Raw genomic sequence first — 25,604 nt, 5'->3', positions numbered from 1 at the left:
TTCACTTGCGAGAATCACCGCATCGGCGTCCAGTTCTAATACATATCATCGACGCTCAAAGCCGCGCACATATTGGCGTTCAAATTGACCTTCCTGACCTCGGCGACCAAGCACCGCCTCCCGAGAATGCGTAGTCACCAATGGCATTGCCTTTCTGACTATGAGGTTGAGCTAAGAGCGCTGGTAGCCTGTATCGGAGTAATCTATGTCACATGAAATCGCCAGCAAAGAGGCTGTCCGTACATCGCCCCGGGTAAATCAGTCTTTGAAAGCGCTAGATGAGGAAAGGCACGACCATGGGGTCAGCCCGTTGGAACGCCTGGCCAGACTCGTCATGGCGCTGCACGCCGAATTGCAGCAACAAGCTAACGACACAGTCGCGAAAGGCGCTGCGGACAGTCGAAAGGCAGCCGTCGCAGCTAAAGAAGACCTGAAGGTCGTTCAGCAGAATTTCGCCATCCTGCAGCAGGATCTGGCGAGCGCGCATAAGAAAATTAACGCGCAATCTGCCGAATGCGCCAAGAGTGTCGGTCTGCTAAACAGAGCCAACGAGGAGCTTGCTGCTCAGGCGGTAAGGCTTCGATCTACAGAGCAAGCGAGAAGTTTGCTCCAATCTCGTGCGACTACTCTCGAAGAAAGTTTGGCTGAGAATCAGGATGCACTAATGGCATATCAACAGCACGTGGCCGACGACCGAGAAAAGAGCACAAGTGCGTTTGAGTCAGCGCTGGAAGTTCTGAAGACGGAATTACGCGAAGCATACAACCAAGTCTCCATCAGCAAGCTCTCGCTCCAGGAAGCCACAACTCAAAATCTCGCGCTGAGTCGCGATGTCGAACGGTTTACAGGTGAAGTAGGTGGATTGAGTAAGCGTATTCAAATGCTAGAGGACGAGATCAAAACAGAACGAGCGAAGTCGGATAGCCTCCGCGAATCAGAAATATCTCTAAAAGTGGCCACCGCGAGCGCAGAAGGCCAAATCCGTCTTCTGACCCAACAGCTCGAAGACTGCAGCGCAGTCCACAACTCCAGCTTGAACCAGAAATCATAGCGTTGAGGGGGAGCACCGCGCAGGGTCGTTCGCACTGGGATTGACACAACATACGTCGATGTAGGAAGCGAGCGCACCACACGTGGCAAGCAGGAGAAACGTCTTCGAGCGCCCTCGAAGTCTCAAATTTACAGAAAATATACGAGCTGAGTTTCAAGTTTGCGGAAAAAGTCTGCGTAGGCTCGCAGTTCGGCGCGAATAGTTTCAAATTTGTAGAGTCGCAAGGGAACCTGTGTGAGGGACCGGCAAGGTCCATTCCAATTACACTATTTAACATAATATACATTATACGTAACATACTGTGTCAGCACTGGGGACGCTTTGCAACGCTCAGAACCCCCAAATTCCATCCTTGGGCGTCCAGTCCTCAAATCGCTACCTCGGCGTCTATCCTCAAGACGATCTAGTCACCACCCTCATTCTCCATCCCGATCTTCCCATCACGAATGCCTCCACACCTCACATCAAGCTGAGCAACATCGACTCAGCACCAACGCTCACGCCCAGATCAAGGATGCACAATGAATCGCGTACTCGCCGCGCTGCTCATCTGCGCAAGCTTCAACGCGGGCTCTGTGGTTTCCATCGCACACACCGTCGCCAGTCAGGCGTCAACATTCACCAATGCAACGCCGTGCGACTCCCTCAAGGGTGATCATTCTCGGTTCGGCCTGGCAATGGACAATGCCGAAGCAGACAACGGACCGAGTTCGATGAGCTTCAAGACCGCAAGTCGCTTAAGGACTGCATCAAGCCAGAGAACGTCATTGATGACGATGTCCGGAAATGCATGAAAGGGATTTGAGCACACAGTGATTGCTTATCGGATGCGACGGCGCACGCCGATAGGCTGGGCCAGATATTGCGAGAATTCGCTGGATTCAGCATTCAGGTAGCCGGATTGACGCGTTTGCAATATCCGATAACTGTCAGACCCGGATATTGCACAATACTGCTCCACATAGGATTATCACGACCATTCCAGAGCCTTCTGCAAGCGATTTTCAAAAATGTCCACGCCTTCGACACCGCACCCGTTATTCGAGACCTTTGCCCGTTTCGTCGAGCTGAATTTCAGTTCGCTCAAGGAGGAACTGCCCGCCGTCACCGGCTATCTGGAGCAGTTTCCCGCTGAATTGCAGGCCCTTGAGGGCTATCGTGCCGTGCGGGTTTTTTTGAAGTCCTATGCTGGTAACGAGTCTACGTTCAATTCCTACCGCACGCACGTCGAGCGCCTGTTGCTATGGACCCTGCTCAAGTCTCGCGTTTCCCTTCTGGACATGCGCCGTACTCATGCCGAATCGTTTCTGGAGTTCTGCCTCGCACCCGACCCCGCCTGGGTCGGCCCTGTCGTGAAATCTCGCTTCTTGCGGGTCGGTGGTCGCAAGAAGCTGGCGAGTGATACGTCTGTGTTGAACCCTGATTGGCGGCCTTTCAGTCAGTCAGCTTCGAAAGAGGATCGCAAGCGCGCCAGCGAGGACAACCGCCCTCTCCTTCAGGACCATTACAAACCTGCGCAAGGCTCGATCGCGCAGATATTTGCGGTCTGCGGCAGCTTTTTTCAGCATGCCATCGATGAGGGTTTCTGTGAGCACAACCCGTTCAAGGCCGTTAAACAGAAGAGCAAGTACAAGCAGCGCACCACGGGCGACGCCGACACGCGCATTCTGACCTCATTGCAGTGGGACTTTGTGCTGGAAACAGCCGAGTTGCTGGCCTCCCAGGATGCTAGATATGAACGCACGCTGTTCATCGTGGCGACGATTTTTGCGATGTATTTGCGGGTTTCCGATCTGGTCGGGCGTGAGAACTGGACGCCGAGCATGGGCGACATGCGCAAGGATGGCGCGGGCAACTGGTGGTATCACGTGGTTGGCAAAGGCAACAAGGCCGGGAAAATCAGCGTGCGGGACGACTACGTCGAGAACTACCTCAAGCGTTGGCGGGTGCATCAGGGCCTGTCGCCGTTGCCCGGTTTCCGCGAAACCACCCCGTTGATCGCGACGCAACGAGGGCGCGCCGGGTTGTCGGATCGACATATCCGGGTGTTGCTCCAAGAGGTATTCGACCGGGCACTGGAGCGGATGCAGGCGGAAAACTGGGCAGATGAAGACGTTGGACGCTTGCGTGCGGCATCTTTGCATTGGTTGAGGCACACCTCGGCGACGTTCGATGCGCCCCATCGGGACATGAAAGACCTTCAGGTCGATTTGCGGCACAACAGCCTCAGCACGACCCAGAACGTCTACTACAATTCCGAGGACGAAAAGCGCGCGTATTCGGCAAAACGGCTGCCCATGAGGGAGCGTGATTGAGCCTTTATATTCATCGCGAATCACCCACCTCTTCAGGATGCCGGAGGGCCGCAATGGTGACCGGCAAAAACGATACGGCCGCCGTGACCGCTATGACGATGACCGCCGCTGCGATACCTGCGTGATCACCCACGTAACCGTACAGCACCGGGGCCAGCGCGCCGGCGCCAATGGTCCCGGTGTAAAACACTGAAAAAGCTCGGGCGTGCCCGGGCGTGTCGACCACGTCGGTGACCGCGCCGTACAACACGGAAGATGTGCCGTTCAACACCACTCCCAGGAACGGCAGTGTCAGCATGGCGATCGTCAGCGGTGTCGTCAGAACCAGCACGATAAGCAGTGCGGTCGCCACCTCCGTCAGCATGATTGCCCTGGTGCTGCCGAGTGAGTCCGCCATCCAGCCGCAACAAAACTTGCCGACTGCGCCGCCGATGAAGACCAGCGTCAGGCCAACGCCCGTTTGAGCCAACGAGCCGCCGCTGGACTTGATGATGAACGGAAGAAAGGTGAGAAATCCCATGCGCACAGCACTGTCCAGTATCGCTGTGGCGAGCAGTGCCCGAAAGGCGCCCGGTGTCTCGGTCACTCCGTTGATATCCCTTGCCGGACGACTCCGCTCAGGCGACGCGTGAACGGTGTCAGTCCTTTTAAGGAGCGCTCCGATCAATAACGCCGCGAGCACGCCCACGCCTGCGTAGACAAAGATCACATTACGATACGAGCCATAGGTGAGCAGTACCGCCGCTGAAGCGGGCAGCACCGATTTGCCGACATCCCCCGCGAAGTTGTAGATCCCCAGCGGCCGCTTGGCCCCGCTGCCGTAGGCCCGAGACACCATGGCGGACGCCACGGGGTGTTGCACGCTCGCGCCGATCCCGGCGACCACCAGTGCGGCACCCAACCCGACGGCGCTCCCGGCCAGGCCCGCCAGTAACCAGCCGAGCGCGGTGACAGCGGTTGACCCGACGAGCAAATGGACCGGACGAACGTTCGATGTCAACGAGGTGACCGGTATCTGCAACGCAGCCAACGTCAAGGCATAAGCGCTTCTGAGCACACTGAGCCACACATAGCCGAGCATGAACATGTCCTGCCAGACGGGGAGGAACACATACACCAGATCGCACAAACCATCGTGCGTGGCATGGGCCGCGCAGGCGGCGGTGAGCGCATTTTTACGTGATGTTCGTTTAGTATGCGGGACGTCAGGCGCGGGAGCTGATGAGGTCATGGTGAGTGTTCGCGGCAGGGAAAAGCTATTCTGTCCCGACGCGGGAACCGGTCGTTAATGAAAGGATTTTATGCCCTATGAATGTCCAGTTGAGGCTCGGCAATGGCCGCTAGGAAATTCCCCTCGATGGCTGCGCTCAGAGGTTTTGAGGCCTGCGTTCGGCACCTTAATTTTTCGCAGGCGGCGTTGGAGTTGCATGTCACGCAAAGCGCGATCAGCCACCAGGTCAGGCAACTGGAGGAGATACTGGGCGCCGAGCTGTTTGACCGCACTGCAGGTGCGATGGTCGTGACGCAGGCTGGCATCGAACTGCTTCCTGTCGTGCGCCAATTCCTGAAGGATTTTGCCGCCCTCGCCACGCGCTTCGAGCGAAATGCTCAGGGCACATCGCTGATCGAGCTGTTCGTTCACGACTCGTTCGCCAACACCTGGTTGATCCCTCGCCTGCCCGCCTTCTACGCCAGGCATCCCGACATCCGTATTCAACTCAACACCGAGGATTTCTCGCGATTCGATAATGCCAGCGGACAAGCCGCCATACGCCTGGAAACCCGCGACGCCACATGGCCGGGCTTTTACGCCGAGTTCGTGCTTCCCGAACGGATTTTCCCGGTTTGCAGCCCTGCCCTGATTGACCGAATCGGCCCTCCCGCAACCCCCGCAGACGTGATCAAGTTCCCGGTCATTCTGCGTTCCCGGAACATGGCCAATGGCGAGCAGATATCGACGCCTTCCTGGGATTACTGGCTTGAGAAACACGCACTGGCACCCTCCTCGCTCAATTGCGTGCTGGTCGTGCCTCACTCGAACATGGCCGTCTCGGCGGCGATTCGAGGGCTGGGCGTCGCGATGGCCAGGACATCGCACATTTCTGATGAGCTGCGCACCGGCACGCTTCGCAAGCTGCTGGATGAGGAAATGGAAAGTGACACGGGTTATCACTTTCTCTGTGCCCCAGGCAAACAGAGCTCGCCTGAGATTCGCGCCGTGCTTGACTGGCTCAAGGCAGAAAGCAGAGAGGCTGACAACCCTGACACTGCATCGGCAGATTGATCCGGCGCGACAGATACGCTTGTTCAGCGACGCAATCTGGACAGGCTTCGAGACACCGTGAGAGGCGGGTGTCGTCGCTCGCGCGTGAAGCCCCTCACACCAGTTCTTTCTCCAACTCCAGCGTCACCCGGTCTTCCAGCGCCTTGGCCTCGGTCACGCTGACGTCCCGAGGCAGGACGACGCCGTTTTTGGCGGCGAGGATTTCGGCCATGACGCTGACGGCGATTTCCGCCGGGGTCTTGCTGCCGATATAAATGCCAATGGGGCCGCGCAGTCGCTGAAGTGACGCTTCGGTCTCGCCAAAATGTTCGATCAAGCGCTCGCGGCGCTGTTGGCTGTTGCGTCGCGAACCGATGGCGCCGATGTAAAACGCCGGACTCTGCAAGGCCTCCAGCAAGGCCAGGTCGTCGAGCTTGGGATCGTGGCTCAAGGCGACGACGCAAGTCCTGAGGTCAACCGAGAAATCCCGGACGACGTCATCCGGCATGCCAACGATGCGCTGGACACCGTTGACCGACCAGGTCTCGACGTACTCGGAGCGCGGATCACAGACCGTGACTTTGAAGCCGTTGAACAACGCCATCGTGGCCAGGTACTCGGCCAGCGCACCGGCGCCGATCATGAGCAGGCGGTACCCTGGGCCCAAGGTGTTGAGCATCTGTAGGCCGTCAAAGCTGAACTGCTCCGGTGCAGGGCTGTGTTCGAGGCTTACTTCGTTGCTCGCCAACACCAGGCGCCGACGCACCAAATGCCCCGAGTCGAGCTGGCCCAACACTTCATCCAGCGATTGCCAGGAAGGGTTGAACTCGAAGACCAGCTCCAGGGTTCCGCCACACGGCAATCCGAAACGATGGGCTTCGTCGGCCGTGACGCCGTAACGCACCACTTCCGGGTGCCCTCCCCTTAAACCCTCACCTCCGTAGGCGGTGGTATAGCGGTGGATGAGATCGTCTTCGATACAGCCCCCCGACACGCTGCCCACCACGCGACCGTCGTTACGCAGGGCCATCATCGAGCCGACGGGCCTCGGCGAGGAGCCCCAGGTCCGGGACACGGTCGCCAACAGCACGTGTTCTCCTGCCGCGAGCCAGTCACGGGCGGTGCGCAACACCAAAAGGTCAATGCTTTCCATCAGGCGTCTCCTTACCGCATTTGCAGAATGATCGGGCTGCTACTCGCCGGGTCTGTGTGTTCACGTAGTTTGCTGACTGCCTGCGCGTCCACGGGTTCACTCTGATTGCCCCACGTGCTGCGCACGAAAGACAGGACTTCGGCGATTTGCTGATCCGACAGCTGTTCGCGGAACGCCGGCATGCGATAGGCATCCGGGACGCCAGCCGCGACGACCCGTTGCGAACCGTTCAGGGTGATGTTGATGGCCGAAGCGTTTTCTTTCGCCAGCGCCGACGTCGCCCCGGCCAAAGGTGGCATCCACTCCGACTGCCCTTTTCCATCGTCCCCATGACACGACGCACAGCGGGTCACATACGTGTGGGCGCCGGGAACGTCCAGCCGGGCAGCGGCAGACACTGCTTGATACTGCCAGGGTGCGCCGTCGCGTTGGCCGTCGCCGGGCAATGACTTCAGATAACGCGCAATCGCCGACAGGTCCCCGTCGCTCATGAACTGCGTGGAGTTGTTGAAGGCCTCGGTCATCGAACCGAAGACTACAGCGTGTTTGTTGCGGCCGGTCTTGAGGAACTGCACGATTTCCGGCTCGTCCCAGCGACCCAGCCCGGTGTTGTGATCGTTGCGCAAACTCGGCGCGTACCAGCCGTCGAGCAACGCACCCGCCAGGAACGGTGTGCCGGAATCGTCGAGCGCCTTCTCATTGAACGCCAGTCCGCGCGGCGTGTGGCAACTGCCGCAGTGGCCCGGGCCTTGAACGATGTAGGCACCGCGATTCCATAGCTCGTCCTTACCCGCCTTGGCCGCATACGGCGCGGCGTCGGTGAACACGCCGTTCCACAACGCGATGGGCCAACGCATGTTCAGCGGCCACGGAATTGCGCTCGCGATGTTGGCCTGTTTGACCGGCGCTATCCCTTTCATGAAAAACGCATATAACGCGCGGACGTCATCGTCCGTGAGCTTGGCGTAAGACGGATACGGCATGGCCGGGTACAGACGACGTCCGCCGGGGGCGACGCCATGTCGAACGGCCCTGTCAAAGTCCGCCAGACTGTAGCCGCCAATGCCGGTGTCCCGGTCCGGGGTGATGTTGGTGGTATGAATCGCGCCCAGTGGCGTGGCCATTTCCAGGCCTCCGGCAAACGGCGCACCCCCAGGCACGCTGTGACACGCCACGCAATCACTGAGCCGGGCGACATACTCACCTCGGGTCACCAGCGCGGGTGCCGTGTCAGCGGTCTGATCAGCTTGCACATGCGAGGCGGGCTCGCGGGTAACGTACCAGGCCAGCAGGCCCGCCGCGACCAGGCACGGCAGCGCCAGCCAGCCAGCGGTTCTTGCGAATCGGCTGTTATTCATAAAGGCTCCGGCGCAGGTCAGGTAAAGGTGTATCGGCTCAAGGGCATGCTGCGAGGCCGTTGCCCCGTCAATGCCGCGACCGCGTTGGCCACGGCAGGCGCCACCGCAGGCAGCGGCGGTTCACCGATGCCGCCCATTTTTTCCCCGCTTTCCACCACCTTCACATGCACCCGTGCCATCCGCGAGGGCGGCAGAATCGGATACAAGTCGTAGTTGCGCGCACGGGGTTTACCGTCGACGTACACCGCCTCCTCCACCAATACCTGAGACAACCCCAACGACACCGCGCCGTTGACCTGCGCCTCGACAATCGCCGGGTTGACGATGCTGCCCGGGTCGATGGCTTGCCAGATGTCGTGCACCTTGACCTGCCCATGCTCGATGGACACCTCGGCGATCACGGCTGTCTGCGTGCCGAACGGCGATGCCATGGCCACGCCGCGAGCGCGTTTGCTGCCGTCCTCTGCAGTGAACGGGCCGCGCTTCCAGCCTCCCGAGAGTTCGCCGACAGCGTTGAGCAAGGTCGTCAGGCGTTTGTTGTCGCGCAACAGGTGCAGGCGCAGTTCGAACGGATCTTTGCCGCCTTTGTCCGCCAGCTCGTCGAGAAAGGACTCATAGAAGAAGTCGTTGAGCGAATTACCCACCGAGCGCCAGTAGCCCAACGTGACCGAGCCTTTGACGTAGATCTGGGCAATGCGCTTGTTGGGAATCGCGTAGGACTTGCCAGACAACCCTTCAAGGGCCGTCGGGTCGATCTTGTCGCCCTGCTTGCCGGCCAGTCCCTCGGTCGGCCCTTCCGTCGCGCTGATCGCTTCGATTGCAACAGGCCAACCGTCATTGTCCAGAGCGCCGCGGAAATTGACTGCTGCGCCGGGTCTCAAGACGTCACGCAAAAACTCTTCTTCACGGCTCCAGATCATTTTCACCGGACGCCCGACCGCTTTCGCCAGTTCGATGGCCTGCGGGTACGGACTGGCCGAGTCGTACAGGAAATGCCGACCGAAAAAGCCGCCCAGCAACGGCGAATGCAGGGTGATACGCGACGGGTCCAGCCCGAAGCGCTTGGCAATGTCGGCCTGGAACATTTCAGGGGCCTGGTTGGGCAGCCAGATTTCCAGCGACCCGTCCGGGTTGAACCGGGCCAGGGCCGACGGCGGCTCCAACTGGGCATGGTGCAGGTACTGATTGTTGTAGGTTGCTTCGATTTTGCTCTTGGCGTTGGCCAGCGTACCGGCCACATCGCCTTCGTTTTCGTCATCGCGAGCCGGGCCTTTCTCAGCGGCCAGTCGTTTGAAATAGGCGTCGGTCGAGAAATCGGCGGGCATCACGCGCATCGTCGAATCGGCCGGTGCTTCCTGCCAGTCCACCTGAATCGCTTCCACGGCACGCTTGGCATGCCACCAACGCTCGGCGACCACCGCCACGGCGCCGGGCAGACGGTGCACCGAATGCACGCCTTTCATGGCCTTGACCTGGTCTTCGTTGCGCAGGGTGCCCACGGTCATACCCAGGCGCGGCGCGTGTTGCACCGCAGCGTGGAGCATGCCGTCGACTTTGAGATCGATGGTGTAGAGCGCCTTGCCGGTGGATTTGTCGTAGGCATCGAGGCGTTTCACCGGTTTGCCGATCCAGCGGAACTGGCTCGGGTCGCGAAGCTTGACGCTGGCGGGGTCCGGCACCGGCAAGTCCAGTGCGCGGCCCGCCAGTTCACCATAAGGAATGGACCGACCCGAGGCCGCGTGCACCACTTTACCGGGCTCGGTGGTCAGTTCGCTGACGGGCGCGTTGAGCGCCTCAGCCCCTGCCTGAAGCAGCATGGCGCGGGCCAACGCGCCCATACGGCGCATGGTCGGGTAGCTCATCCGGATCGACATGCTGCCGCCCGTGATGCGGATGCCGTTTTCCATCACGTAATACGCTTCACCCGGCGGAGCGCACTCGACGATAAAGGTGGCAGGGTCGGCATCGAGCTCTTCGCCGACGATCTGCGCCATGGCCGTGAACGTGCCCTGCCCGCCTTCGATGAACGGCGACAGCAGCCGCACGGTGTTGTCCGGGCGAATTTCCAGAAACGCAGGCACTTGGGTCCCGCGTTCTGCGGCGGCGGTCGCGGCCTGTACGCGAGACGACCCGAGTGGCAAGCCAAAACCCAACACCAACGCGCCGACGGCGGTACCGGTCAGGAAGCGTCGGCGAGAAAAGTTTACAGGGTCGGTCAGGGGTTGCCCCATGAGATGGGCGACGGCATCGAAACGAACGTTCATCAGGCATCCCCCTTCACGGTTTGGCCGGCGAGGTCATGGACAGCGGCATGAATCGCGTTATAGGTCCCGCAGCGGCACAGATTGACCATCGCGGCTTCGATCTGCGCGTCGCTGGGTCTGGCCGTGTGTTTGAGCAGCGCGGTGGCGGCCATCACTTGACCGGACTGGCAATAGCCGCACTGAGCGACTTGATGCTCGACCCACGTGGCGACCACACGCTTACCGACTTCATCGGACTCAATCGCCTCGATGGTCGTCACCTCACGGCCCACCACACCGGCCACCGGAGTCACGCAGGAACGCACGACGTTGCCATCCACCAGCACCGAGCACGCGCCGCACTGTGCGAGGCCGCAACCGTATTTGGTGCCCGTCATGCCCAGGTCGTCGCGAATCACCCACAGCAAGGGCGTATCGGCGTCGGCATCGACTTGATAGGTCTTCTGATTAATGCGTAATTCCATGGCTCACCCGCTCATCATCGGTTGATTATGCTTTTTGATTTTTTAAACGGCGGCGCTGCGGGCAGCGATGACAGGCGGGGTCTCCCGGCTGCGTAGACGCGTGTCGAAGGCCGGCGCCAGGTGCGATGCCTGGCAGGGAGGAGGCTTTTTGAAACAGGCTCCCGGTGGCCCAACTTTAGCCCTTGGTTCTGACGTTTTCTATCCATACCGTGAAAGGTCGGAGGATTAGGCAAGTATTCAGGAGGATTGCACTTCAGAGGCGCGCGGGTGGGCCTGATTCACTCCGTGGCGCGGCTCCCCGCCGCCAGACACGATTGGATATCGCGCATAGGTGGCGCGCCGAAACTGCGTTTGTATTCCCGGTTGAACTGGGTGGCGCTTTCGTAGCCGACACGCACGGCAGCGGTCGTGGCATCCACGGCTTCGGTCAACAGAATCCGGCGAGCCTCGTGAAGACGAAGGTGTTTCTGGTACTGCAACGGGCTCATGGCGGTCATGACCCGAAAATGGTGATGCAACGTCGACACGCCCATTCCCGCCAGCGTCGCGAGGTCTTCGATCCGCAGAGGCTGCATATAGTGATCCCGGAGCCAGGCGATGGCCTTGGCGATGCGCTGACTCTGCGTACCGGCGATGATCGTGTCTCGAAAGCGAAGCCCCGCCGAACTCACCAGAATCCGATAAATGATCTCGCGTTGTATGAGCGGCCCGACATGAAGCAAATCCTGGGGGTTGTCGATCAGCTTGATCAGCCGCCCCACAGCATCGAACAGCTCGACCGTCGCCGGTCCGAGGGCCATGCCGATGCCGGTGGCAGCGCCGCCTGAACCTGTGGTTCCCACATCGGCCATGACCTGGCGCGCCGTCTGCAAGTCGAGTCGCATCAACAGCGAGACGTAAGGCGCTTCGGGGGTCGCGTCCAGCACTTCAGTCACCGTTGGCAGGTTGACAGCAGTGAGCAGGAATCGGGACTCGTCATAGATGTAGGTGGTTTTTCCGAGGTGCAGGCGCTTGCGCCCCCGAAGGATCAGGGAAATGCTCGGCTCGTAGATATATGAGCTGGGCACGGTCGGCCTCAGAACCGTGGCAACGCTGAGACCGGGCAACGAGGTCATGCGCTCGGCATCGTTTTTCAGAAACCTTTCAATGCGGTTTGCCAGTTCCTCGCGAATGCCGGCGGTTTCGGCACGCCGGATATCATCCGCCTCGTTTAATTCAATCATGATGAGGGACCTGAATCACCGTGTTCATGGGGAGACGTTGCGGCCATGACGACTGTAGAGGCATGCGCTGTTTTCAAGTTAGCCCATTTCTATCGAGGGATTGCCTGATTCTCTGGCTTGCCATTGCGAGGAGATACGGCGCGTTCCCTGTTTCCCGCCAGCGCACTCTGTCACCTCCCTCTTCCAGCCCCGTCATCCAAGCGGATCGGGCAATGACCCGGGAGTATCGGGCTGACCGGCGGCCGACATTCAGCCGTATGGTCATTGCTCCTCCCTACCACGACATTCGACCGATGAAGACTTATGGATACGCGGCACACAATGCCAACAGCCCCCTGACTCATTTTTCCTTCGAACGCCGCGAATTGCGGCCGGATGACGTTGCCATTGAAATCCTCTACTGCGGGGTGTGCCATAGCGACCTGCATCAGGCACGCGGCGATTGGAGCGCCTTCCAAAAGACGCACTACCCCTGCGTGCCGGGCCACGAGATCATTGGCAAAGTGGTCGAAACGGGCCGCCACGTCAGCCGGTTCAGCGTTGGGCAGCACGTGGCGGTCGGGACCATCATCGACAGCTGCTCGCACTGCGATCAGTGCCGACTCGGCGAAGAGCAAATGTGCCGCGAGTACCCGACCGTGACCTATAACGGGCAGGACCGGATCACCCACGACATCACCTTGGGCGGTTACGCCAAACACATCGTCGTCAAAGACCATTTCGTGCTCGCGCTTCCCGAAAAGCTCGATCCAGCCCTCGCTGGCCCGCTGCTGTGTGCCGGGATCACCGTTTACTCCCCGCTGCGCACATGGAACGTCGGCCCCGGCAGCCGCGTAGGCGTCATCGGCATCGGCGGGCTGGGGCATCTGGCCGTGCGTTTCGCCGCAGCGATGGGCGCCAACGTAACGGTCCTCACTCGCACGTCCGGGAAGGCCGACGAGGCGTACGCATTGGGCGCTGACAATGTGCTGCTGTCCACCTCGGACGAGGCCATGGCTAACGCCGCGTCAGCCTTTGATGTGATCATCGACACGATTCCCGTCGCCCACGACCTGTCGCCTTATCTGGGGCTGCTGGACGTGGCCGGCGCGCTGGTCATCGTCGGCAATCTGGGTGACATGGACGGCTTTAGCACCTTGCCGTTGATCATGGGTCGCAGACGCATCACCGGGTCGCCCTCCGGCGGCATTGCCCAAACCCAGGAAATGCTCGATTTCTGTGCGCGTAAAGGCATCGTTCCGGACTGCGAAACCATCGCGATCCAGGACATCAATCACGCCTTCGAACGCATGGAGCGCGGCGACGTCCGCTACCGGTTCGTGATCGACATGGCCTCACTGACCGCGGCCTGATCCTGCACTGCGAGGACACGCATGATGTTGCGTACCTCCTCTTGCAGCAAGAAACGCATGCCATGAAATAAAACAGGGGCTTCTGAACGTATCGCCTTGGCCGTTGATCTCAACCTCTCTGGGCTGGCGCTTTCACGGCATTTATCGAGGTTCGCGCACAGGCTATTACGGACACAGGAGCCACCTGATGTTTCATCTTATGTTCAGCACGCCTTGCCTGTATGTGATCGTTCGATTCGTCTGGCCCCTGCCATGGCCCTTGCCCGTCAGAGTCGGGGCCGCGCTGGTCCTGTTGCTGGCGTCGCAGTACCACCTGTACGCGAAATTTTCCTCCGGCAGCGTGTTCTCGCCGGAGTTTCCCCGTGGGGTGATTATTCTTTTCAACTGGGCATTCGGCGCGATTCTGCTGATCGCGGTGTTGCAGCTCGTCGTTGATCTGGGCGCCCTGCTCACCTTGCTGGTTCGTCGCCGCTGGCTGGAGATTCCCGTCGCGCTGCGCTATGGGATAGGGACTGCGGCGCTGTTACTGGCGGCTGTCGGCGTGCACCAGGCGATACGGGTCCCGCCGGTCAAGGACATCGATGTGGCCATTAAAGACCTGCCGCCGCAATTCGACGGCTATACCGTTCTGCAATTGACCGATATGCACATCAGTCGCCTCTTTAATCAGCCGTGGGCGCACGCGGTGGTTGATCGTTCCAACGCGCTGGGGGTTGATCTGATCGTGGTCACCGGCGACCTCATCGACGGCCCGCTCAGCGCACGAAGACAAGACGTCGAACCGCTGCGCAATCTGCACGCTCCCGACGGGGTGTATGTGATTCCCGGCAATCATGAGTATTTTTTCGATCACGAAACGTGGATGCGGTACTTCGCGTCTCTGGGCATGATCCGTCTGAACAACAGCCATGCACTCATCAAGCGCAACGGCGCTCGTTTAGTCCTCGCTGGCGTCACCGACCTGAGCGCTCCACGGGCCGGTTTGCCGGGTCCGGACCTGAAACAGGCGCTGGCAGGCGCGCCCGACCACACGCTGATCATTCTGCTGGACCACTAGCCGCGCAACGCTCGGCTCGCCGCGAGTCAAGGCGTGGCGTTGCAGTTGTCGGGGCATACCCACGGCGGCATGATTCGTCCGCTTGATCTGATCATCGCTCGGGCCAACGAAGGTTTTGTGTCAGGGTTCTATGACGTTGACGGCCTGCAGCTTTACGTCAACAACGGCACCGCGCTCTGGCCAGGCTTCGCCCTGCGACTCGGCGTGCCTTCGGAACTGACACGCATCACGCTCAGGCGGGCAGCCGAGCCGGGATGATCAAGACGATAGCCATAACAGAGGAAGTTTATATAACGCACACAAAAACGCTGCGTCATTAGCGCAGCGTTTTTCTTATTGCCTATGAGCATATAAACATCGCCCAGCGAGATCAGCCGTTCTGACGGCCATAACCCATGGTGGTGTATTCCAAGTTATGGGTGACGCCGTTGCTATCAACATACGTCAGATCAGTTTTTACCAGGCCGTCAAACTTCTCAGGGTCTTGAGCGGTTTTAACGCTGGTGACCTTGGCGACGTCGAGGCCTTTGTGACGGTTGTACTGTTCGGTTTGAGACACTGGCTGTGCGCTGGCCTGGGTGTTCGACAGCTCATTGGCCGAGGCGAAGACACTGAACAGCGAGAGTGCGGCGAAGGCTACGTATTTCATGTGATTCTCCAAAAGTGGGTAAGGATCATTAAGTCGTCATTAGCAAAGCGGTGGTTTCGTTTGCTGTTGGGATCATTCTTCCCGAATAACGATGAGAAGATAAATACTCAGCATCGATAGGCGACATTACTGAAATCGATGATGTGTATTATCTTATATCCTGCAACGGTCTTTTACGCATGAAGTCATCATTAAAGTAAGTTCATCGACTTATTAACGTTTAATTTAACTATTGCGTTAACTTTGCCTTAATCAACGCAGCAAATAACGCCTGTTATGCCCATCAGGAAGCGTCTGGCCTCTCGGTTACGGGGGTGGAAAGCGCCAGCTCGCGCTTCTCGGCGCGGTGGGAGATATGTATCTTAGGCATGGCCCATGCTCAAACGACATAACCTGCGGTTTTTCGGCATGTTAGTCTCGCCGCTCATTTTAAATTGGCGTAGATCGTTTCATCGATGATGGCCAGCACCAGGAAACGTCAATGTCCAGAATCTCTCACTCCGCGCTGCGCCGTAATTTCCGTGAACTGCTGGCGTCCAGCACCAGCTTCGAAACCGCTTCCGTGTTTGACCCGATGTCAGCCCGTATTGCCGCTGACCTGGGGTTCGAAGTCGGGATTCTCGGCGGTTCGGTCGCTTCGCTGCAGGTCCTGGCGGCACCGGACTTTGCGTTGATCACCCTGAGCGAGTTCGTTGAACAGGCCACGCGTATTGGCCGTGTCGCTCAACTTCCTTTTATCGCCGACGCCGACCACGGCTATGGCAACGCGCTGAATGTCATGCGCACCGTTGAAGAGCTGGAACGCGCGGGCGTTGCGGCATTGACCATCGAAGACACCTTGCTGCCTGCGCAATTCGGTCGCAAGTCCACCGACCTGATCACCATTGAGGAAGGCATTGGTAAGGTCAAAGCTGCACTGGAAGCGCGGGTTGATCCGGAACTGTCGATCATCGCCCGGACCAATGCGGGTGTATTGCCTGTGCAAGACATCATCGAGCGAACCCAGGCGTATGAAAAAGCCGGTGCGGACGGCATCTGCATGGTGGGCATCAAGGACTTCGACCACCTCGAACAGATTTCGGAAAAACTCACCGTGCCGCTGATGCTGGTGACCTACGGCAATCCGAAACTCAGCGACAGTGACCGTCTGGCCAAGCTGGGCGTGCGTATCGTCGTAGCCGGGCATGCCGCGTACTTCGCGTCGATCAAGGCGACCTATGACAGCTTGCGTGCGCAGCGCAAGGTCACGCACAGCACCGAAAACCTCAGTGCCACCGAACTGACTCACACCTATACCCTGCCGGAAAGCTACGTGGCCTGGGCCGAGGAGTTCATGGACGTCAAGGAGTGATCGACGTCTTCACTCGACACGGCCAGCAGTAAATCGCAGGCAATAAAAAACCCGCCTGGGCGGGTTCTTTTCTATCAAGACCATTCCAACGTCCTGTCGGTTGCGTTCCGGGCAAATGGCAGATCATCCGTGACCTCTGAAGTACTTCCTGTACTTCAGTCGATGGATCCAATGTACGGCTTTCCCTGATTGGCGTATACGGCACTTTCGCTGAACTGCGTGTAAGCCTTTGGCTATACCCCGCTCAGATGACCGGAAATTCCGCACCGTCCATGGCGATCACGGTGCCGGTGATATAGCGCGCCTTGTCCGACGCCAGGAACAGCGCCAGATCAGCGATTTCTTCCGGCTGGGCCATGCGCCCCATCGGAATTTTCTGCACGCTGCGGGCGATGGCGGCGTCCATGGAAATACCGGCGTGGGCGGCGTCCGCTGCCATGCCTTCGGCCACGCGGCCCGTTTCGGTGAGGCCCGGGTTGATGCCCACCACCCGAACGCCAGTCCCGGCGTAAGCATTGCCTAATCCAGACGTCGCCAGCATCAACGCAGCATTCGCCGAGCCGCCTGCCAAGTGAATCGGCTTGGCGACTTTTCCGCCGACGCCGATGATGTTGACGATCACGCCCTGCCCTCGCTCGGCCATGAGCTTGACCACCGGATCGACGACATTGATCGTGGAAAAGAACTTGGCGTTCATGGCCTCGCGCCAGAACGTCGGTGTGAGCTCTTGCGGCGGGGAGCGTTTTGCCGCGCCGGCCGAACTGACCAGCACGTCAATAGGCCCCACTTCCAGCACCACGCGTTGGACCAAGGCCGCCGCGAAAGCCTCGTCGGAAACATCGGCCGCGAAACCCACCGCCCCCGGCAACGTCTTCAGCGCCGCGTCGATATTGGCCTGGGCGCGAGAACTGATCACGACCCGGGCGCCCTGAGCCGCGAACTGCTGCGCGCAGGCCAGGCCAATGCCTTTTGAGCCGCCGGTGACGAGAACGATCTTGCCGTCGAATTCTTTCATTGCTGTCTCCCTGGGGTGGGCGTTTGAGTGCTGATCGAAACGGGCGACGTTACACCATTTCGCGACTGCTTTATCATCGGCCCCTTCACAACGGCTTCGCACCTCAGGCGTGCCGTTTCGTTTCCTCATCAGAGAGCGCCCATGTCCAGCCAACACGTTACCTTCCTGCCCGATCCAGACGCGGATTCCATTTCTTCTGACGTTGCGACGTTCGGCGGCATCATGGTCTCCACGCAGATCCCGACCCGTGCTGACGGCAGCCTGGAACTGGGCACGATCACGGCTCAGAGCGAATGCACCCTTCAGGCGCTGAAAGTCGCGCTGGAACGTGCGGGCAGTTCGATGGACCGCGTGATGCACCTGACCATCTACTTGACCGACATGGCCGACCGGGCTGCGTTCAATGAGGTGTACAAGCGCTTCTTCGCCAAGCCCTGGCCCGTGCGTGCAGCGGTAGGCGTTGCGGCGCTTGCCGTGGAAGGCATGCGCGTGGAAGTGACGGCGATGGCGGCCAAGGGCTAACGTTTCGAGGCAGGATTCATCCTTCCCGGGCGAACCGGCATCCCTGTAGGAGCGAATTCATTCTGGGCGGCATTCCGACGAAGGGCCGGCACAGTCCATACATTTCTGTCGCCTGACCCATTTTTCGCGAATGAATTCGCTCCTACAGAAAATTGGGTCCGCCGGGGCGTTCTGTTTTCCGCCATCGGGCAGTCCATGGATGCCCCTCGGGCGTTTCGCCGCTACAATGCGCGCCTTGACCGTGACGATCCGACTAAAAAAACATGTCCCTACCCAAGCATCACCTGGAATTGCTCAGCCCGGCCCGCGATGTGGCGATTGCCCGCGAGGCCATTCTGCACGGCGCTGACGCCATTTATATCGGTGGCCCGAGCTTCGGCGCACGCCATAACGCTGCCAACGAAGTCAGCGACATCGCCGAGCTGGTCGAATTCGCCCGTCGCTATCACGCGCGGGTTTTCACCACGATCAACACGATCCTGCATGACAACGAACTGGAGCCAGCGCGCAAGCTGATCCACCAGTTGTACGACGCAGGCGTGGACGCGTTGATCGTTCAGGACCTGGGCGTCATGGAGCTGGATATTCCGCCCATCGAGCTGCACGCCAGCACCCAGACCGACATTCGTACACTGGAGCGAGCCAAGTTCCTCGACCAGGCCGGTTTCTCGCAGTTGGTACTGGCCCGTGAGCTGAATCTTCAAGAGATTCGCGCCATCGCCGACGAAACCGACGCCGCCATCGAGTTCTTCATTCATGGCGCACTGTGCGTGGCGTTTTCCGGCCAGTGCAACATTTCCCACGCCCACACCGGCCGCAGCGCCAACCGTGGCGACTGCTCCCAGGCCTGCCGCCTGCCCTACACATTGAAAGACGATCAGGGCCGCGTCGTGGCCTTTGAGAAACACCTGCTGTCGATGAAGGACAACAATCAGAGCGCCAACATCCGCGCCCTCGTCGAAGCCGGCGTGCGCTCGTTCAAAATCGAAGGCCGCTACAAGGACATGGGCTACGTGAAGAACATCACGGCCTATTACCGCCAGCGCCTGGACGACGTGCTTGAAGACCGCCCGGACCTGGCCCGCGCCTCCAGCGGCCGCACCGCGCATTTCTTCCTGCCCGACCCGGAAAAAACCTTCCACCGCGGCAGCACTGACTATTTCGTCACCGACCGCAAGATCGACATCGGCGCCTTCGACACCCCGACCTTCACGGGCCTGCCTGTGGGCATCGTCGAAAAAGTCGGCAAGCGCGACCTCCAAGTCGTGACCCATGACCCGTTGACCAACGGCGACGGCCTCAACGTGCTGATCAAGCGCGAAGTGGTCGGCTTCCGCGCCAACATCGCCGAGCCAAAAGGCGAATTCGAAGAAGACGGCGAAAAGCGCTACCGCTATCGTGTCGAACCCAACGAAATGCCAGCCGACTTGCATAAAGCCCGTCCGAATCATCCGCTGAATCGCAACCTCGACCACAACTGGCAACAAGCCCTGCAGAAGACCTCTGCCGAGCGCCGGATTGGTGTGTCGTGGCAGGCGCAGCTGCGTGAATCGCGTCTGGACATCACCGCCACCAGTGAGGAAGGCATCAGCGCCAGCGTCTCGCTGGACGGCCCATTCGGCGTGGCCAACAAACCGGAACAGGCACTGGATCAACTGCGCGACCTGCTCTGCCAGCTCGGCACCACCCAGTACCACGCCGTCGACGTCAAACTCGACGCGCCCGAGGCGTTCTTCATCCCGAACTCGCAGCTCAAGGCCTTGCGCCGCGAAGTCATCGAAGCCCTCACCGTCGCCCGCGTCGCTGCCCACCCACGAGGCGGTCGCAAGGCCGAAACCAGTCCGCCGCCGGTCTACCCGGAAGCGCACCTGTCGTTCCTGGCCAACGTCTACAACCAGAAGGCGCGCGACTTCTACCACCGCCACGGCGTCAAGCTGATCGACGCTGCGTACGAAGCCCACGAAGAAGCAGGCGAAGTGCCGGTGATGATCACCAAACATTGCCTGCGTTTCTCCTTCAACTTGTGCCCGAAACAGGCCAAGGGCGTCACGGGCGTCAAGACTAAAGTGGCACCGATGCAGCTGATCCACGGCGACGAAGTCCTGACCCTGAAATTCGACTGCAAGCCGTGCGAAATGCACATCATCGGCAAGATGAAAGGTCACATCCTCAACCTGCCACAACCCGGCAGCGCACCGGTCGTGGGCCACATCAGCCCCGCCGACCTGATGAAAACCATCCCTCGAGCACCGCACTGAGTCAGCACGGGCGCGCCGCAACGGCGCGCCCGACCGCTTCTCCCCCACCTCTCGCTCACCAATAGCGACAGTCGTCAGCCTGCCTGCGACGCGCCCACCTCGGCCATTGGCGAGCCTTTCAATATCCACGCTATAACAGGCGCCCAATGTCTTGTGGAGCCTTGTGAATGACTGTCGAGTTTCGTCCGGCCACGGCGGCGGATGCCCGTGAGATTGCCCGTTTGTTTCAGATCACGTCGGAGGGGGCTTCGGATTACATCTGGAGTCAGTTGGCGGAGCCCGGTGAGGCGTTGCTGGACGTAGGGACTCGGCGTTATGCCAGGGAGGGCGTGGACTTTTCCTTTCAGAACTGCCTGATCGCCGAGGCCCATGGCGAGGTCATTGGCATGATGCACAGCTATGCCATGCGCGAAGACCCGAACCCGACACCGGCGACCGATCCGGTGCTGGCGCCTTACGCAGACATGGAAATCCCTGACACGCTGTACATTTCGAGCCTGGCGTTGCACGAAGGCTGGCGCAGCAAGGGACTCGGTTTGCGGTTTCTGGAAAGCGCCCAGGCCCGCGCCGCCGCCATGGGGCTGAAGGGATTGAGCCTGATCGATTACGCCGAGAACACCGGCGCTCGACGCTTTTACGAACGTCACGGTTTCAGTGTGGTGAAGACCTGCCAGATCACGCCTCACCCGATGATCAGGGTCACCGGCGAAGCGTATCTGATGCAGCGTTTGAGCTGATCGGTCCAAATTACCGGCGCGCCAGTTCGTGCCGGGTGCACCCTTCGTAGTACACCTGCCGAACGCCTTCGGGGCGCATGCGCGAATCGCTGTTGTAGGTCTGTTCGGTGATGCCCAACGCGCTCATGCGCATCCATTGCTGGGGAAAGTGCCGGGCCTGAAACTTTTTCCGGGCCCCGTACAACGTCAGCCCCGCCAGTTTGTATTGCTGTGCCGTGCTGGCGATGCCTGCGCCCCACGTGCAGAGATCACGTTCGTTTTTGCTCAAATCCCGTGCAAATACGTGGCTGGAAGCGGCTGAAAGAACACAGAACGTCACAAACCACTTGATAATCCGCATGCAAATCCCTGGCTAAGTCACTGATCAGGCGCGGATTCTGCCGAGACTTTTCTGCAAAAGGGGCCAGCATAGTGCCTCTTTAGGCCCGCAGCCGACCAATGACCGGTAAGGGGTGTAAATCCCGAGCCGGGATGTGACAATTGCGTCACGAAACCCCGCGCCGCCTGCTACCGTGTAGAGGTGACAGGTGAACCTTATGGACCGACAACCGGTCGATAGTTGCACCTCTGGCCAGGTCTACGGTCACCGCCACGGTGAATCGATCGGGCCAGCTTTATTTTCAGAAGGACCGTCCATGATTCCAATTCAACGTATCGCCTGGCTCAAAGCGTGGGGTGCCCATGGTTTTACGGCGACCGGCGTCGTCCTCGCGTTCCTCGCGACCATCGCGCTGTTCGATAACCAGCCCAAGGCGTGCCTGCTGTGGCTGGGCATCGCGCTGATCGTGGATGGCCTGGACGGCTCGCTGGCGCGCAAGGTCAACGTGCAGTCGGTCCTGCCGCATTTTGACGGTTCGGTACTGGACCTGGTCATCGATTACCTGACCTACGTCTTTATCCCTGCCCTGTTTATCTACCGCTACATTCCCCTCCCCGACTACACCCTGCTGCTGACGATTTCGATCATTCTGGTGTCGTCGCTGTTCTGCTTCTGCAACACCGAGATGAAGAGCAAGGACAATTATTTTGTGGGCTTCCCGGCGGCCTGGAACGTGGTTGCGTTGTGTGTGTACATCCTGTCGCCCGCGCCGTGGCTGACGTTCATCACGGTGATCTGCCTGGCGCTGCTGACCGTCACCCGCATGAAGTTCCTCCACCCGTTCCGCGTGCGCCGCTTCATGCCGCTCAACATCGCGGTGACCAGCGTGTGGTTCTTGTGCAGCTTTTTGATGGTGATCAACCATCCCTACAACGGCTCGTGGGTGCTGAGCGTATGGCTGGTGATGTCGGCGTACTTCCTGGGGATTTGTATCTGGCGCACGTCGCTGGAATGGATTGATAAAGCGCGGTATTGATCCAGGTGCTGGCGTCATGAAAAAAGCAGCCTCCTGAGGCTGCTTTTTTGTGGGCGCTTGGCACGGTTTTCTGTGGGAGCGAATTCATTCGCGAAATGATGTATCAGACGGTGGAGATACATGGGCTGTACCGGCCAATCGCGAATGAATTCGCTCCTACAGGGATATTGCATTTCAGTCTTCAGGCGGTGCTTTCCGGACCCAACCCCGCCAAATACGCCCACGGGTAAATCCCGCGCTGATGCCTGTCGCTGAACACCAGTTGCAACCCGTAGCCCTGTGGGTTGATCTCAATCAGACATAACGAAGACGCAACCACCGGTTTCATCCCCTTCAAACGAAACGCCCGGCATTGCGAGCACGGACATTGCTGTCGCAGCAGCACATGGTCAATGTACTGCTCACGCCCATCCTGCCAGCTCAACCTCAGGCGCTGCCGCTCCGTGGAATTGCCGATGGAGACCGGGGCCGGGATCATGGCAGTTGCGCCAAGGCGATGCGCACGGCCTTGCGCACCTCGGGATCGCCGTCGTGTTCCAGCTGCAACAGCGCCGGTCGCGCGCGGCCGTCGCGCAGTTCACCAAGGGCCAAGGCCGCTTCTTTGCGCAGGTTGCTGATGCCGTGGGTCAAGACTTCCACCAACGGCCACAGCGCCTCGACGTGACGCAAACGCCCCAGGCTGCGGGTGGCACGCAACCGCACTTGCCAGTACTCATCCGCCAAGGCGTCGATCAGCGCCGGTCCGGCGTCCTGTTGCCCCACCTTGCCCAACGTCGTGGCCGCCTCTTCGCGCACTTGCCAGGCGTCGTCCTGCAAGGCTTTACGCAAAGCAGGCAACACGTCGGCGTTGCTGGCCAGCCCCAGCGCCCCGGTCGCTGCGCGACGCACTTCACTGTCAGGGTCCTGGCTGGCCAGGGTGGCCAAGGCAGCCAGCGCATCGGTGTTCTTCAGCCAGCCCAGCACCCCAACGGCCTCTCGACGCACGCCAGCGTCCTCGTCGGCCAACGCATGAAGCGCGGCAGGTGCGGCGTCTTCAAGGCGCAATTCACGCAGCGCCCGAAACGCCGCGGTCCGCACACTGACGTCAGCGTGGTCCGCCCACGGCAGAATCACCCGGCCCGCCTCCACCGTCTTCAACACGCTCAGGCTCTGAGCCGCCGCGTCACGCACCGCAGGCTCGGCGTCGGTCAAGGCTTCACACAGGGCCTGCACCACTTCGGGCTCTTCCCAGGCTTCCAGCAGTGCTGCAGCTTGCGCACGCACATCGGTTGCCGGGTCGGACGCCAGCCGGTTTGCCAACCAGTCCAATCCCTCCGGCTCTTCAAGGTCCGCCAGCTCAATCAACGCGATGCGCCGCACGCCAGCGTCCGTATGTTCGAGACGGCTTCGCAGGGCGAGAATCTCCGGGTGGTCGATGTCTTCAAAATAGCTCGTCAGGTCAGTCATAAGGCCAGTCGCAGTCCGTCGTGTTCGTTAGGAAGCCCGAGGGGGTTCAGCCGTGGCAGCTGCCGACCGTCCTCGTGGTGCAGCAGTTCGAGGCAATGCCGTTTCAGGCGCGAAAATTCCGGGCGGGTCACCAGCTCAGTGCTTCTCGGGCGCGGAAAATCCAGTTGCAGGTCTTCGATGAAACGCCCTGGCCGTGGACTCATGACCAGAATCCGGTCAGCCAGGAACAGCGCCTCGTCGATGTCATGGGTCACGAACACCACGGTGGTGCGAATCCGCGTCCAGATGTCCAGCAACAGCGCCTGCATCTTCATGCGGGTCAAGGCGTCCAGCGCACCAAAGGGCTCGTCCATCAGCAGCAGACGCGGGCGATTGATCAGCACACGAGCGATTTCCACCCGCTGCTGCATGCCGCCCGACAACTGATTCGGCCAGTGCCCGGCAAACCCTTCGAGGCCCACCAGGGCGAGCATTTCATCTGCGGCCGACAGGCGCTCGGCCTTGCCCACCCCGCTCATCTTCAAACCAAAGGCGACGTTCTCGCGAACGGTGCGCCAAGGAAACAGCGTGTGTTGCTGAAAGACCATGCCCCGTTGCGGCGACGGCCCATTGACCGAAGCGCCATCGACACTGAGGTTGCCAGCGACCGGCTGCAGGTGCCCGGCCAGCGCGCCGAGCAGGGTCGACTTGCCACAGCCGGACGGCCCGAGAATGCAGACGAACTGCCCCGACTCGATCTGGCAATCCAGCGCCTGCACGGCTTGAAAAGCGTTCTGCCCTTCGCCCAGGGATATCGTGAGGCCGTGGATGTCCACGCGGCCTGCGGGGTGGGTCGCGACAGTCATCAGGCTTTTCCTCGTGGTCGGTGCCAAGGGGTGAACAACTGCCCCAAACGCTTGATCAACAGGCTGCTGCCCATGCCCAGCAGGCCGATCAGCAGCATGCCGACGACGATGTCGGCGTAATTCTGGATGGTGTACGACTCCCAGGTGTAATAGCCAATGCCGAACTGCCCGGAAATCATCTCGGCCGTCACCAGGCAAAACCACGAGGTGCCCATGCCGATGGCCAGGCCGGTAATGATGCTCGGCGCGGCGCCCGGCAGAACGACTTCCAACAGAATCGCCCGCCGCCCTGCCCCCAGGCTTTTTGCCGACGCGATCAGTCGCGGATCGACGCCTTCGACACCGTGCACGGTGTTGAGCAGGATCGGAAACAGCGCGCCGGTGAAGGTGATGAACACCATCGACAGTTCGGAAGACGGAAACATCAGGATCGCCAGCGGAATCCACGCCACGGCCGGAATCGGTCGCAGCACTTCCAGTGGCGGCAGTAGCACGTCTTCCGCCCAGCGCGAACGGCCAATGATGACGCCCAGGCCAACGCCGATGATCAAGGCGGCCAGATACCCCGCGAACACTCGGCTGAGACTGGCCGTCAGGTGCTGCGTCAGCCGACCCGAATCCACCAGTCCGGCCGCAGCCTCGATCACCGAGAGCGGCGTCGGGACGTTGGCGAAGGTCACCAGCCCTAGATTCCAGTGGTTGCTCGCTGCCAGTTGCCAGAACAGCAGGCAGAGCAGAATGGATGCGCTTCTCGGCAACCATCGCAGCAAAGGTGAAGTCACAGCGTTCTCCATGTGTGTGCAAGTCTTTCAAACGACGCAGCTATCACTGTAGGAGTGAGCTTGCTCGCGATAGCGTCCGGTCAGCGGAATCGGTTTCATGCCGCCCACCCTTATCGCGAGCACGCTCACTCCTACAAAGGGTCA

At 60.1% G+C, this 25,604-nt stretch carries 23 protein-coding genes and 1 pseudogene; 11 read left to right on the top strand and 13 right to left on the bottom strand.

Annotated features, from left to right (window positions below):
* The first annotated feature begins 205 nt into the window (after positions 1 to 205).
* The 3 genes from ACWKWE_RS03760 to ACWKWE_RS03750 all read left to right on the top strand — a co-directional run bounded on the left by ACWKWE_RS03760 (position 206) and on the right by ACWKWE_RS03750 (position 3,366).
* A complete protein-coding gene (locus ACWKWE_RS03760) occupies positions 206 to 1,051 on the top strand; it encodes a hypothetical protein (protein ID WP_483849673.1) in 846 nt (281 codons plus the stop codon).
* A gap of 521 nt (positions 1,052 to 1,572) precedes the next feature.
* On the top strand, positions 1,573 to 1,845 hold the full coding sequence (locus ACWKWE_RS03755) for a hypothetical protein (protein WP_483849672.1): 273 nt from the start codon (positions 1,573 to 1,575) through the stop codon (positions 1,843 to 1,845).
* 216 nt (positions 1,846 to 2,061) lie between these two features.
* Positions 2,062 to 3,366, top strand: a complete 1,305-nt coding sequence (locus ACWKWE_RS03750) for a tyrosine-type recombinase/integrase (RefSeq protein WP_483849671.1) — start codon at positions 2,062 to 2,064, stop codon at positions 3,364 to 3,366.
* 10 nt (positions 3,367 to 3,376) lie between these two features.
* Here the strand turns inward: ACWKWE_RS03750 and ACWKWE_RS03745 are convergent, their stop codons facing one another.
* Complete coding sequence (locus ACWKWE_RS03745) at positions 3,377 to 4,597, bottom strand: MFS transporter (RefSeq protein ID WP_166594478.1); 1,221 nt, start codon at positions 4,595 to 4,597, stop codon at positions 3,377 to 3,379.
* Positions 4,598 to 4,723: 126 nt separating this feature from the next.
* Between ACWKWE_RS03745 and ACWKWE_RS03740 the strand changes: the two genes are divergently transcribed.
* On the top strand, positions 4,724 to 5,650 hold the full coding sequence (locus ACWKWE_RS03740) for a LysR substrate-binding domain-containing protein (RefSeq protein ID WP_166594477.1): 927 nt from the start codon (positions 4,724 to 4,726) through the stop codon (positions 5,648 to 5,650).
* 94 nt (positions 5,651 to 5,744) lie between these two features.
* On the opposite strand, the gene ACWKWE_RS03735 is transcribed toward ACWKWE_RS03740, so the two are convergent.
* The 5 genes from ACWKWE_RS03735 to ACWKWE_RS03715 all read right to left on the bottom strand — a co-directional run bounded on the left by ACWKWE_RS03735 (position 5,745) and on the right by ACWKWE_RS03715 (position 12,091).
* On the bottom strand, positions 5,745 to 6,782 hold the full coding sequence (locus ACWKWE_RS03735) for an XdhC family protein (protein WP_166594476.1): 1,038 nt from the start codon (positions 6,780 to 6,782) through the stop codon (positions 5,745 to 5,747).
* A gap of 11 nt (positions 6,783 to 6,793) precedes the next feature.
* Complete coding sequence (locus ACWKWE_RS03730) at positions 6,794 to 8,140, bottom strand: c-type cytochrome (RefSeq protein WP_483849670.1); 1,347 nt, start codon at positions 8,138 to 8,140, stop codon at positions 6,794 to 6,796.
* 17 nt (positions 8,141 to 8,157) lie between these two features.
* The gene (locus ACWKWE_RS03725) at positions 8,158 to 10,404 is read right to left on the bottom strand and encodes a xanthine dehydrogenase family protein molybdopterin-binding subunit (protein WP_483849669.1); all 2,247 of its coding nucleotides are present in this window, start codon (positions 10,402 to 10,404) and stop codon (positions 8,158 to 8,160) included.
* Complete coding sequence (locus tag ACWKWE_RS03720; protein WP_166594473.1) at positions 10,404 to 10,868, bottom strand: (2Fe-2S)-binding protein; 465 nt, start codon at positions 10,866 to 10,868, stop codon at positions 10,404 to 10,406. The genes ACWKWE_RS03725 and ACWKWE_RS03720 overlap by 1 nt, the downstream gene beginning before the upstream one ends.
* Positions 10,869 to 11,146: 278 nt before the next feature.
* Positions 11,147 to 12,091 (bottom strand): AraC family transcriptional regulator, encoded by a 945-nt coding sequence (locus ACWKWE_RS03715; protein WP_483849668.1) that lies wholly within the window; start codon positions 12,089 to 12,091, stop codon positions 11,147 to 11,149.
* 293 nt (positions 12,092 to 12,384) lie between these two features.
* On the opposite strand from ACWKWE_RS03715, the gene ACWKWE_RS03710 reads away from it, so the two are divergent.
* Entirely contained in the window at positions 12,385 to 13,443 is a 1,059-nt protein-coding gene (locus tag ACWKWE_RS03710) for an NAD(P)-dependent alcohol dehydrogenase (RefSeq protein WP_483849667.1), read from the top strand.
* A gap of 187 nt (positions 13,444 to 13,630) precedes the next feature.
* Positions 13,631 to 14,758 (top strand): annotated as a pseudogene (locus ACWKWE_RS03705) (metallophosphoesterase).
* A 112-nt stretch (positions 14,759 to 14,870) separates the two neighbouring features.
* Here ACWKWE_RS03705 and ACWKWE_RS03700 read toward each other — a convergent pair.
* A complete protein-coding gene (locus tag ACWKWE_RS03700; protein WP_166594469.1) occupies positions 14,871 to 15,149 on the bottom strand; it encodes a DUF2790 domain-containing protein in 279 nt (92 codons plus the stop codon).
* Between the two features lie 481 nt (positions 15,150 to 15,630).
* On the opposite strand from ACWKWE_RS03700, the gene ACWKWE_RS03695 reads away from it, so the two are divergent.
* Positions 15,631 to 16,500 (top strand): isocitrate lyase/PEP mutase family protein, encoded by an 870-nt coding sequence (locus ACWKWE_RS03695; protein ID WP_166594468.1) that lies wholly within the window; start codon positions 15,631 to 15,633, stop codon positions 16,498 to 16,500.
* 244 nt (positions 16,501 to 16,744) lie between these two features.
* Here ACWKWE_RS03695 and ACWKWE_RS03690 read toward each other — a convergent pair whose 3' ends face one another.
* Positions 16,745 to 17,515: an SDR family oxidoreductase gene (locus ACWKWE_RS03690; protein WP_483849666.1), complete on the bottom strand. Its 771-nt coding sequence runs from the start codon at positions 17,513 to 17,515 to the stop codon at positions 16,745 to 16,747.
* 141 nt (positions 17,516 to 17,656) lie between these two features.
* On the opposite strand from ACWKWE_RS03690, the gene ACWKWE_RS03685 reads away from it, so the two are divergent.
* From ACWKWE_RS03685 to ACWKWE_RS03675, 3 genes are all read left to right on the top strand, one after another.
* Positions 17,657 to 18,037: a RidA family protein gene (locus ACWKWE_RS03685; RefSeq protein ID WP_166594466.1), complete on the top strand. Its 381-nt coding sequence runs from the start codon at positions 17,657 to 17,659 to the stop codon at positions 18,035 to 18,037.
* A 263-nt stretch (positions 18,038 to 18,300) separates the two neighbouring features.
* Positions 18,301 to 20,295, top strand: a complete 1,995-nt coding sequence (locus ACWKWE_RS03680; RefSeq protein ID WP_483849665.1) for a peptidase U32 family protein — start codon at positions 18,301 to 18,303, stop codon at positions 20,293 to 20,295.
* Between the two features lie 167 nt (positions 20,296 to 20,462).
* Positions 20,463 to 21,032 (top strand): N-acetyltransferase family protein, encoded by a 570-nt coding sequence (locus ACWKWE_RS03675; protein ID WP_483849664.1) that lies wholly within the window; start codon positions 20,463 to 20,465, stop codon positions 21,030 to 21,032.
* 10 nt (positions 21,033 to 21,042) lie between these two features.
* Here the strand turns inward: ACWKWE_RS03675 and ACWKWE_RS03670 are convergent, their stop codons facing one another.
* Positions 21,043 to 21,372 carry a hypothetical protein gene (locus tag ACWKWE_RS03670; RefSeq protein WP_166594463.1) on the bottom strand — a complete coding sequence of 110 codons (330 nt, stop codon included), beginning with the start codon at positions 21,370 to 21,372 and terminating at the stop codon, positions 21,043 to 21,045.
* Positions 21,373 to 21,667: 295 nt separating this feature from the next.
* Here ACWKWE_RS03670 and pcsA point away from each other — a divergent pair, with 295 nt between their 5' ends.
* Positions 21,668 to 22,387 carry a phosphatidylcholine synthase gene (gene pcsA / locus ACWKWE_RS03665; RefSeq protein ID WP_166594462.1) on the top strand — a complete coding sequence of 240 codons (720 nt, stop codon included), beginning with the start codon at positions 21,668 to 21,670 and terminating at the stop codon, positions 22,385 to 22,387.
* A 181-nt stretch (positions 22,388 to 22,568) separates the two neighbouring features.
* On the opposite strand, the gene ACWKWE_RS03660 is transcribed toward pcsA, so the two are convergent.
* The 4 genes from ACWKWE_RS03660 to ACWKWE_RS03645 are packed head-to-tail and all read right to left on the bottom strand — an operon-like array spanning position 22,569 to position 25,460.
* Positions 22,569 to 22,865 (bottom strand): DUF971 domain-containing protein, encoded by a 297-nt coding sequence (locus ACWKWE_RS03660; protein WP_483849663.1) that lies wholly within the window; start codon positions 22,863 to 22,865, stop codon positions 22,569 to 22,571.
* Entirely contained in the window at positions 22,862 to 23,833 is a 972-nt protein-coding gene (locus tag ACWKWE_RS03655) for a HEAT repeat domain-containing protein (protein ID WP_483849662.1), read from the bottom strand. Before ACWKWE_RS03655 ends, ACWKWE_RS03660 begins: the two co-directional genes overlap by 4 nt.
* Positions 23,830 to 24,678: an ABC transporter ATP-binding protein gene (locus ACWKWE_RS03650; protein ID WP_166594460.1), complete on the bottom strand. Its 849-nt coding sequence runs from the start codon at positions 24,676 to 24,678 to the stop codon at positions 23,830 to 23,832. The genes ACWKWE_RS03655 and ACWKWE_RS03650 overlap by 4 nt, the downstream gene beginning before the upstream one ends.
* The gene (locus ACWKWE_RS03645; RefSeq protein ID WP_371928493.1) at positions 24,678 to 25,460 is read right to left on the bottom strand and encodes an ABC transporter permease; all 783 of its coding nucleotides are present in this window, start codon (positions 25,458 to 25,460) and stop codon (positions 24,678 to 24,680) included. The genes ACWKWE_RS03650 and ACWKWE_RS03645 overlap by 1 nt, the downstream gene beginning before the upstream one ends.
* Positions 25,461 to 25,604 lie beyond the last annotated feature (144 nt).

It is taken from the genome of Pseudomonas salicis (genome assembly GCF_057128705.1).
This window is presented reverse-complemented; position numbering and strand designations above follow the sequence as displayed.

Bases quoted from the DNA above. Each gene is read 5' to 3' on its own strand.
- ACWKWE_RS03760 (WP_483849673.1), top strand. From the start codon at position 206: ATGTCACATGAAATCGCCAGCAAAGAGGCTGTCCGTACATCGCCCCGG.
- ACWKWE_RS03755 (WP_483849672.1), top strand. From the start codon at position 1,573: ATGAATCGCGTACTCGCCGCGCTGCTCATCTGCGCAAGCTTCAACGCG.
- ACWKWE_RS03750 (WP_483849671.1), top strand. From the start codon at position 2,062: ATGTCCACGCCTTCGACACCGCACCCGTTATTCGAGACCTTTGCCCGT.
- ACWKWE_RS03745 (WP_166594478.1), bottom strand. From the start codon at position 4,597: ATGACCTCATCAGCTCCCGCGCCTGACGTCCCGCATACTAAACGAACA.
- ACWKWE_RS03740 (WP_166594477.1), top strand. From the start codon at position 4,724: ATGGCTGCGCTCAGAGGTTTTGAGGCCTGCGTTCGGCACCTTAATTTT.
- ACWKWE_RS03735 (WP_166594476.1), bottom strand. From the start codon at position 6,782: ATGGAAAGCATTGACCTTTTGGTGTTGCGCACCGCCCGTGACTGGCTC.
- ACWKWE_RS03730 (WP_483849670.1), bottom strand. From the start codon at position 8,140: ATGAATAACAGCCGATTCGCAAGAACCGCTGGCTGGCTGGCGCTGCCG.
- ACWKWE_RS03725 (WP_483849669.1), bottom strand. From the start codon at position 10,404: ATGAACGTTCGTTTCGATGCCGTCGCCCATCTCATGGGGCAACCCCTG.
- ACWKWE_RS03720 (WP_166594473.1), bottom strand. From the start codon at position 10,868: ATGGAATTACGCATTAATCAGAAGACCTATCAAGTCGATGCCGACGCC.
- ACWKWE_RS03715 (WP_483849668.1), bottom strand. From the start codon at position 12,091: ATGATTGAATTAAACGAGGCGGATGATATCCGGCGTGCCGAAACCGCC.
- ACWKWE_RS03710 (WP_483849667.1), top strand. From the start codon at position 12,385: ATGAAGACTTATGGATACGCGGCACACAATGCCAACAGCCCCCTGACT.
- ACWKWE_RS03700 (WP_166594469.1), bottom strand. From the start codon at position 15,149: ATGAAATACGTAGCCTTCGCCGCACTCTCGCTGTTCAGTGTCTTCGCC.
- ACWKWE_RS03695 (WP_166594468.1), top strand. From the start codon at position 15,631: ATGTCCAGAATCTCTCACTCCGCGCTGCGCCGTAATTTCCGTGAACTG.
- ACWKWE_RS03690 (WP_483849666.1), bottom strand. From the start codon at position 17,515: ATGAAAGAATTCGACGGCAAGATCGTTCTCGTCACCGGCGGCTCAAAA.
- ACWKWE_RS03685 (WP_166594466.1), top strand. From the start codon at position 17,657: ATGTCCAGCCAACACGTTACCTTCCTGCCCGATCCAGACGCGGATTCC.
- ACWKWE_RS03680 (WP_483849665.1), top strand. From the start codon at position 18,301: ATGTCCCTACCCAAGCATCACCTGGAATTGCTCAGCCCGGCCCGCGAT.
- ACWKWE_RS03675 (WP_483849664.1), top strand. From the start codon at position 20,463: ATGACTGTCGAGTTTCGTCCGGCCACGGCGGCGGATGCCCGTGAGATT.
- ACWKWE_RS03670 (WP_166594463.1), bottom strand. From the start codon at position 21,372: ATGCGGATTATCAAGTGGTTTGTGACGTTCTGTGTTCTTTCAGCCGCT.
- pcsA (WP_166594462.1), top strand. From the start codon at position 21,668: ATGATTCCAATTCAACGTATCGCCTGGCTCAAAGCGTGGGGTGCCCAT.
- ACWKWE_RS03660 (WP_483849663.1), bottom strand. From the start codon at position 22,865: ATGATCCCGGCCCCGGTCTCCATCGGCAATTCCACGGAGCGGCAGCGC.
- ACWKWE_RS03655 (WP_483849662.1), bottom strand. From the start codon at position 23,833: ATGACTGACCTGACGAGCTATTTTGAAGACATCGACCACCCGGAGATT.
- ACWKWE_RS03650 (WP_166594460.1), bottom strand. From the start codon at position 24,678: ATGACTGTCGCGACCCACCCCGCAGGCCGCGTGGACATCCACGGCCTC.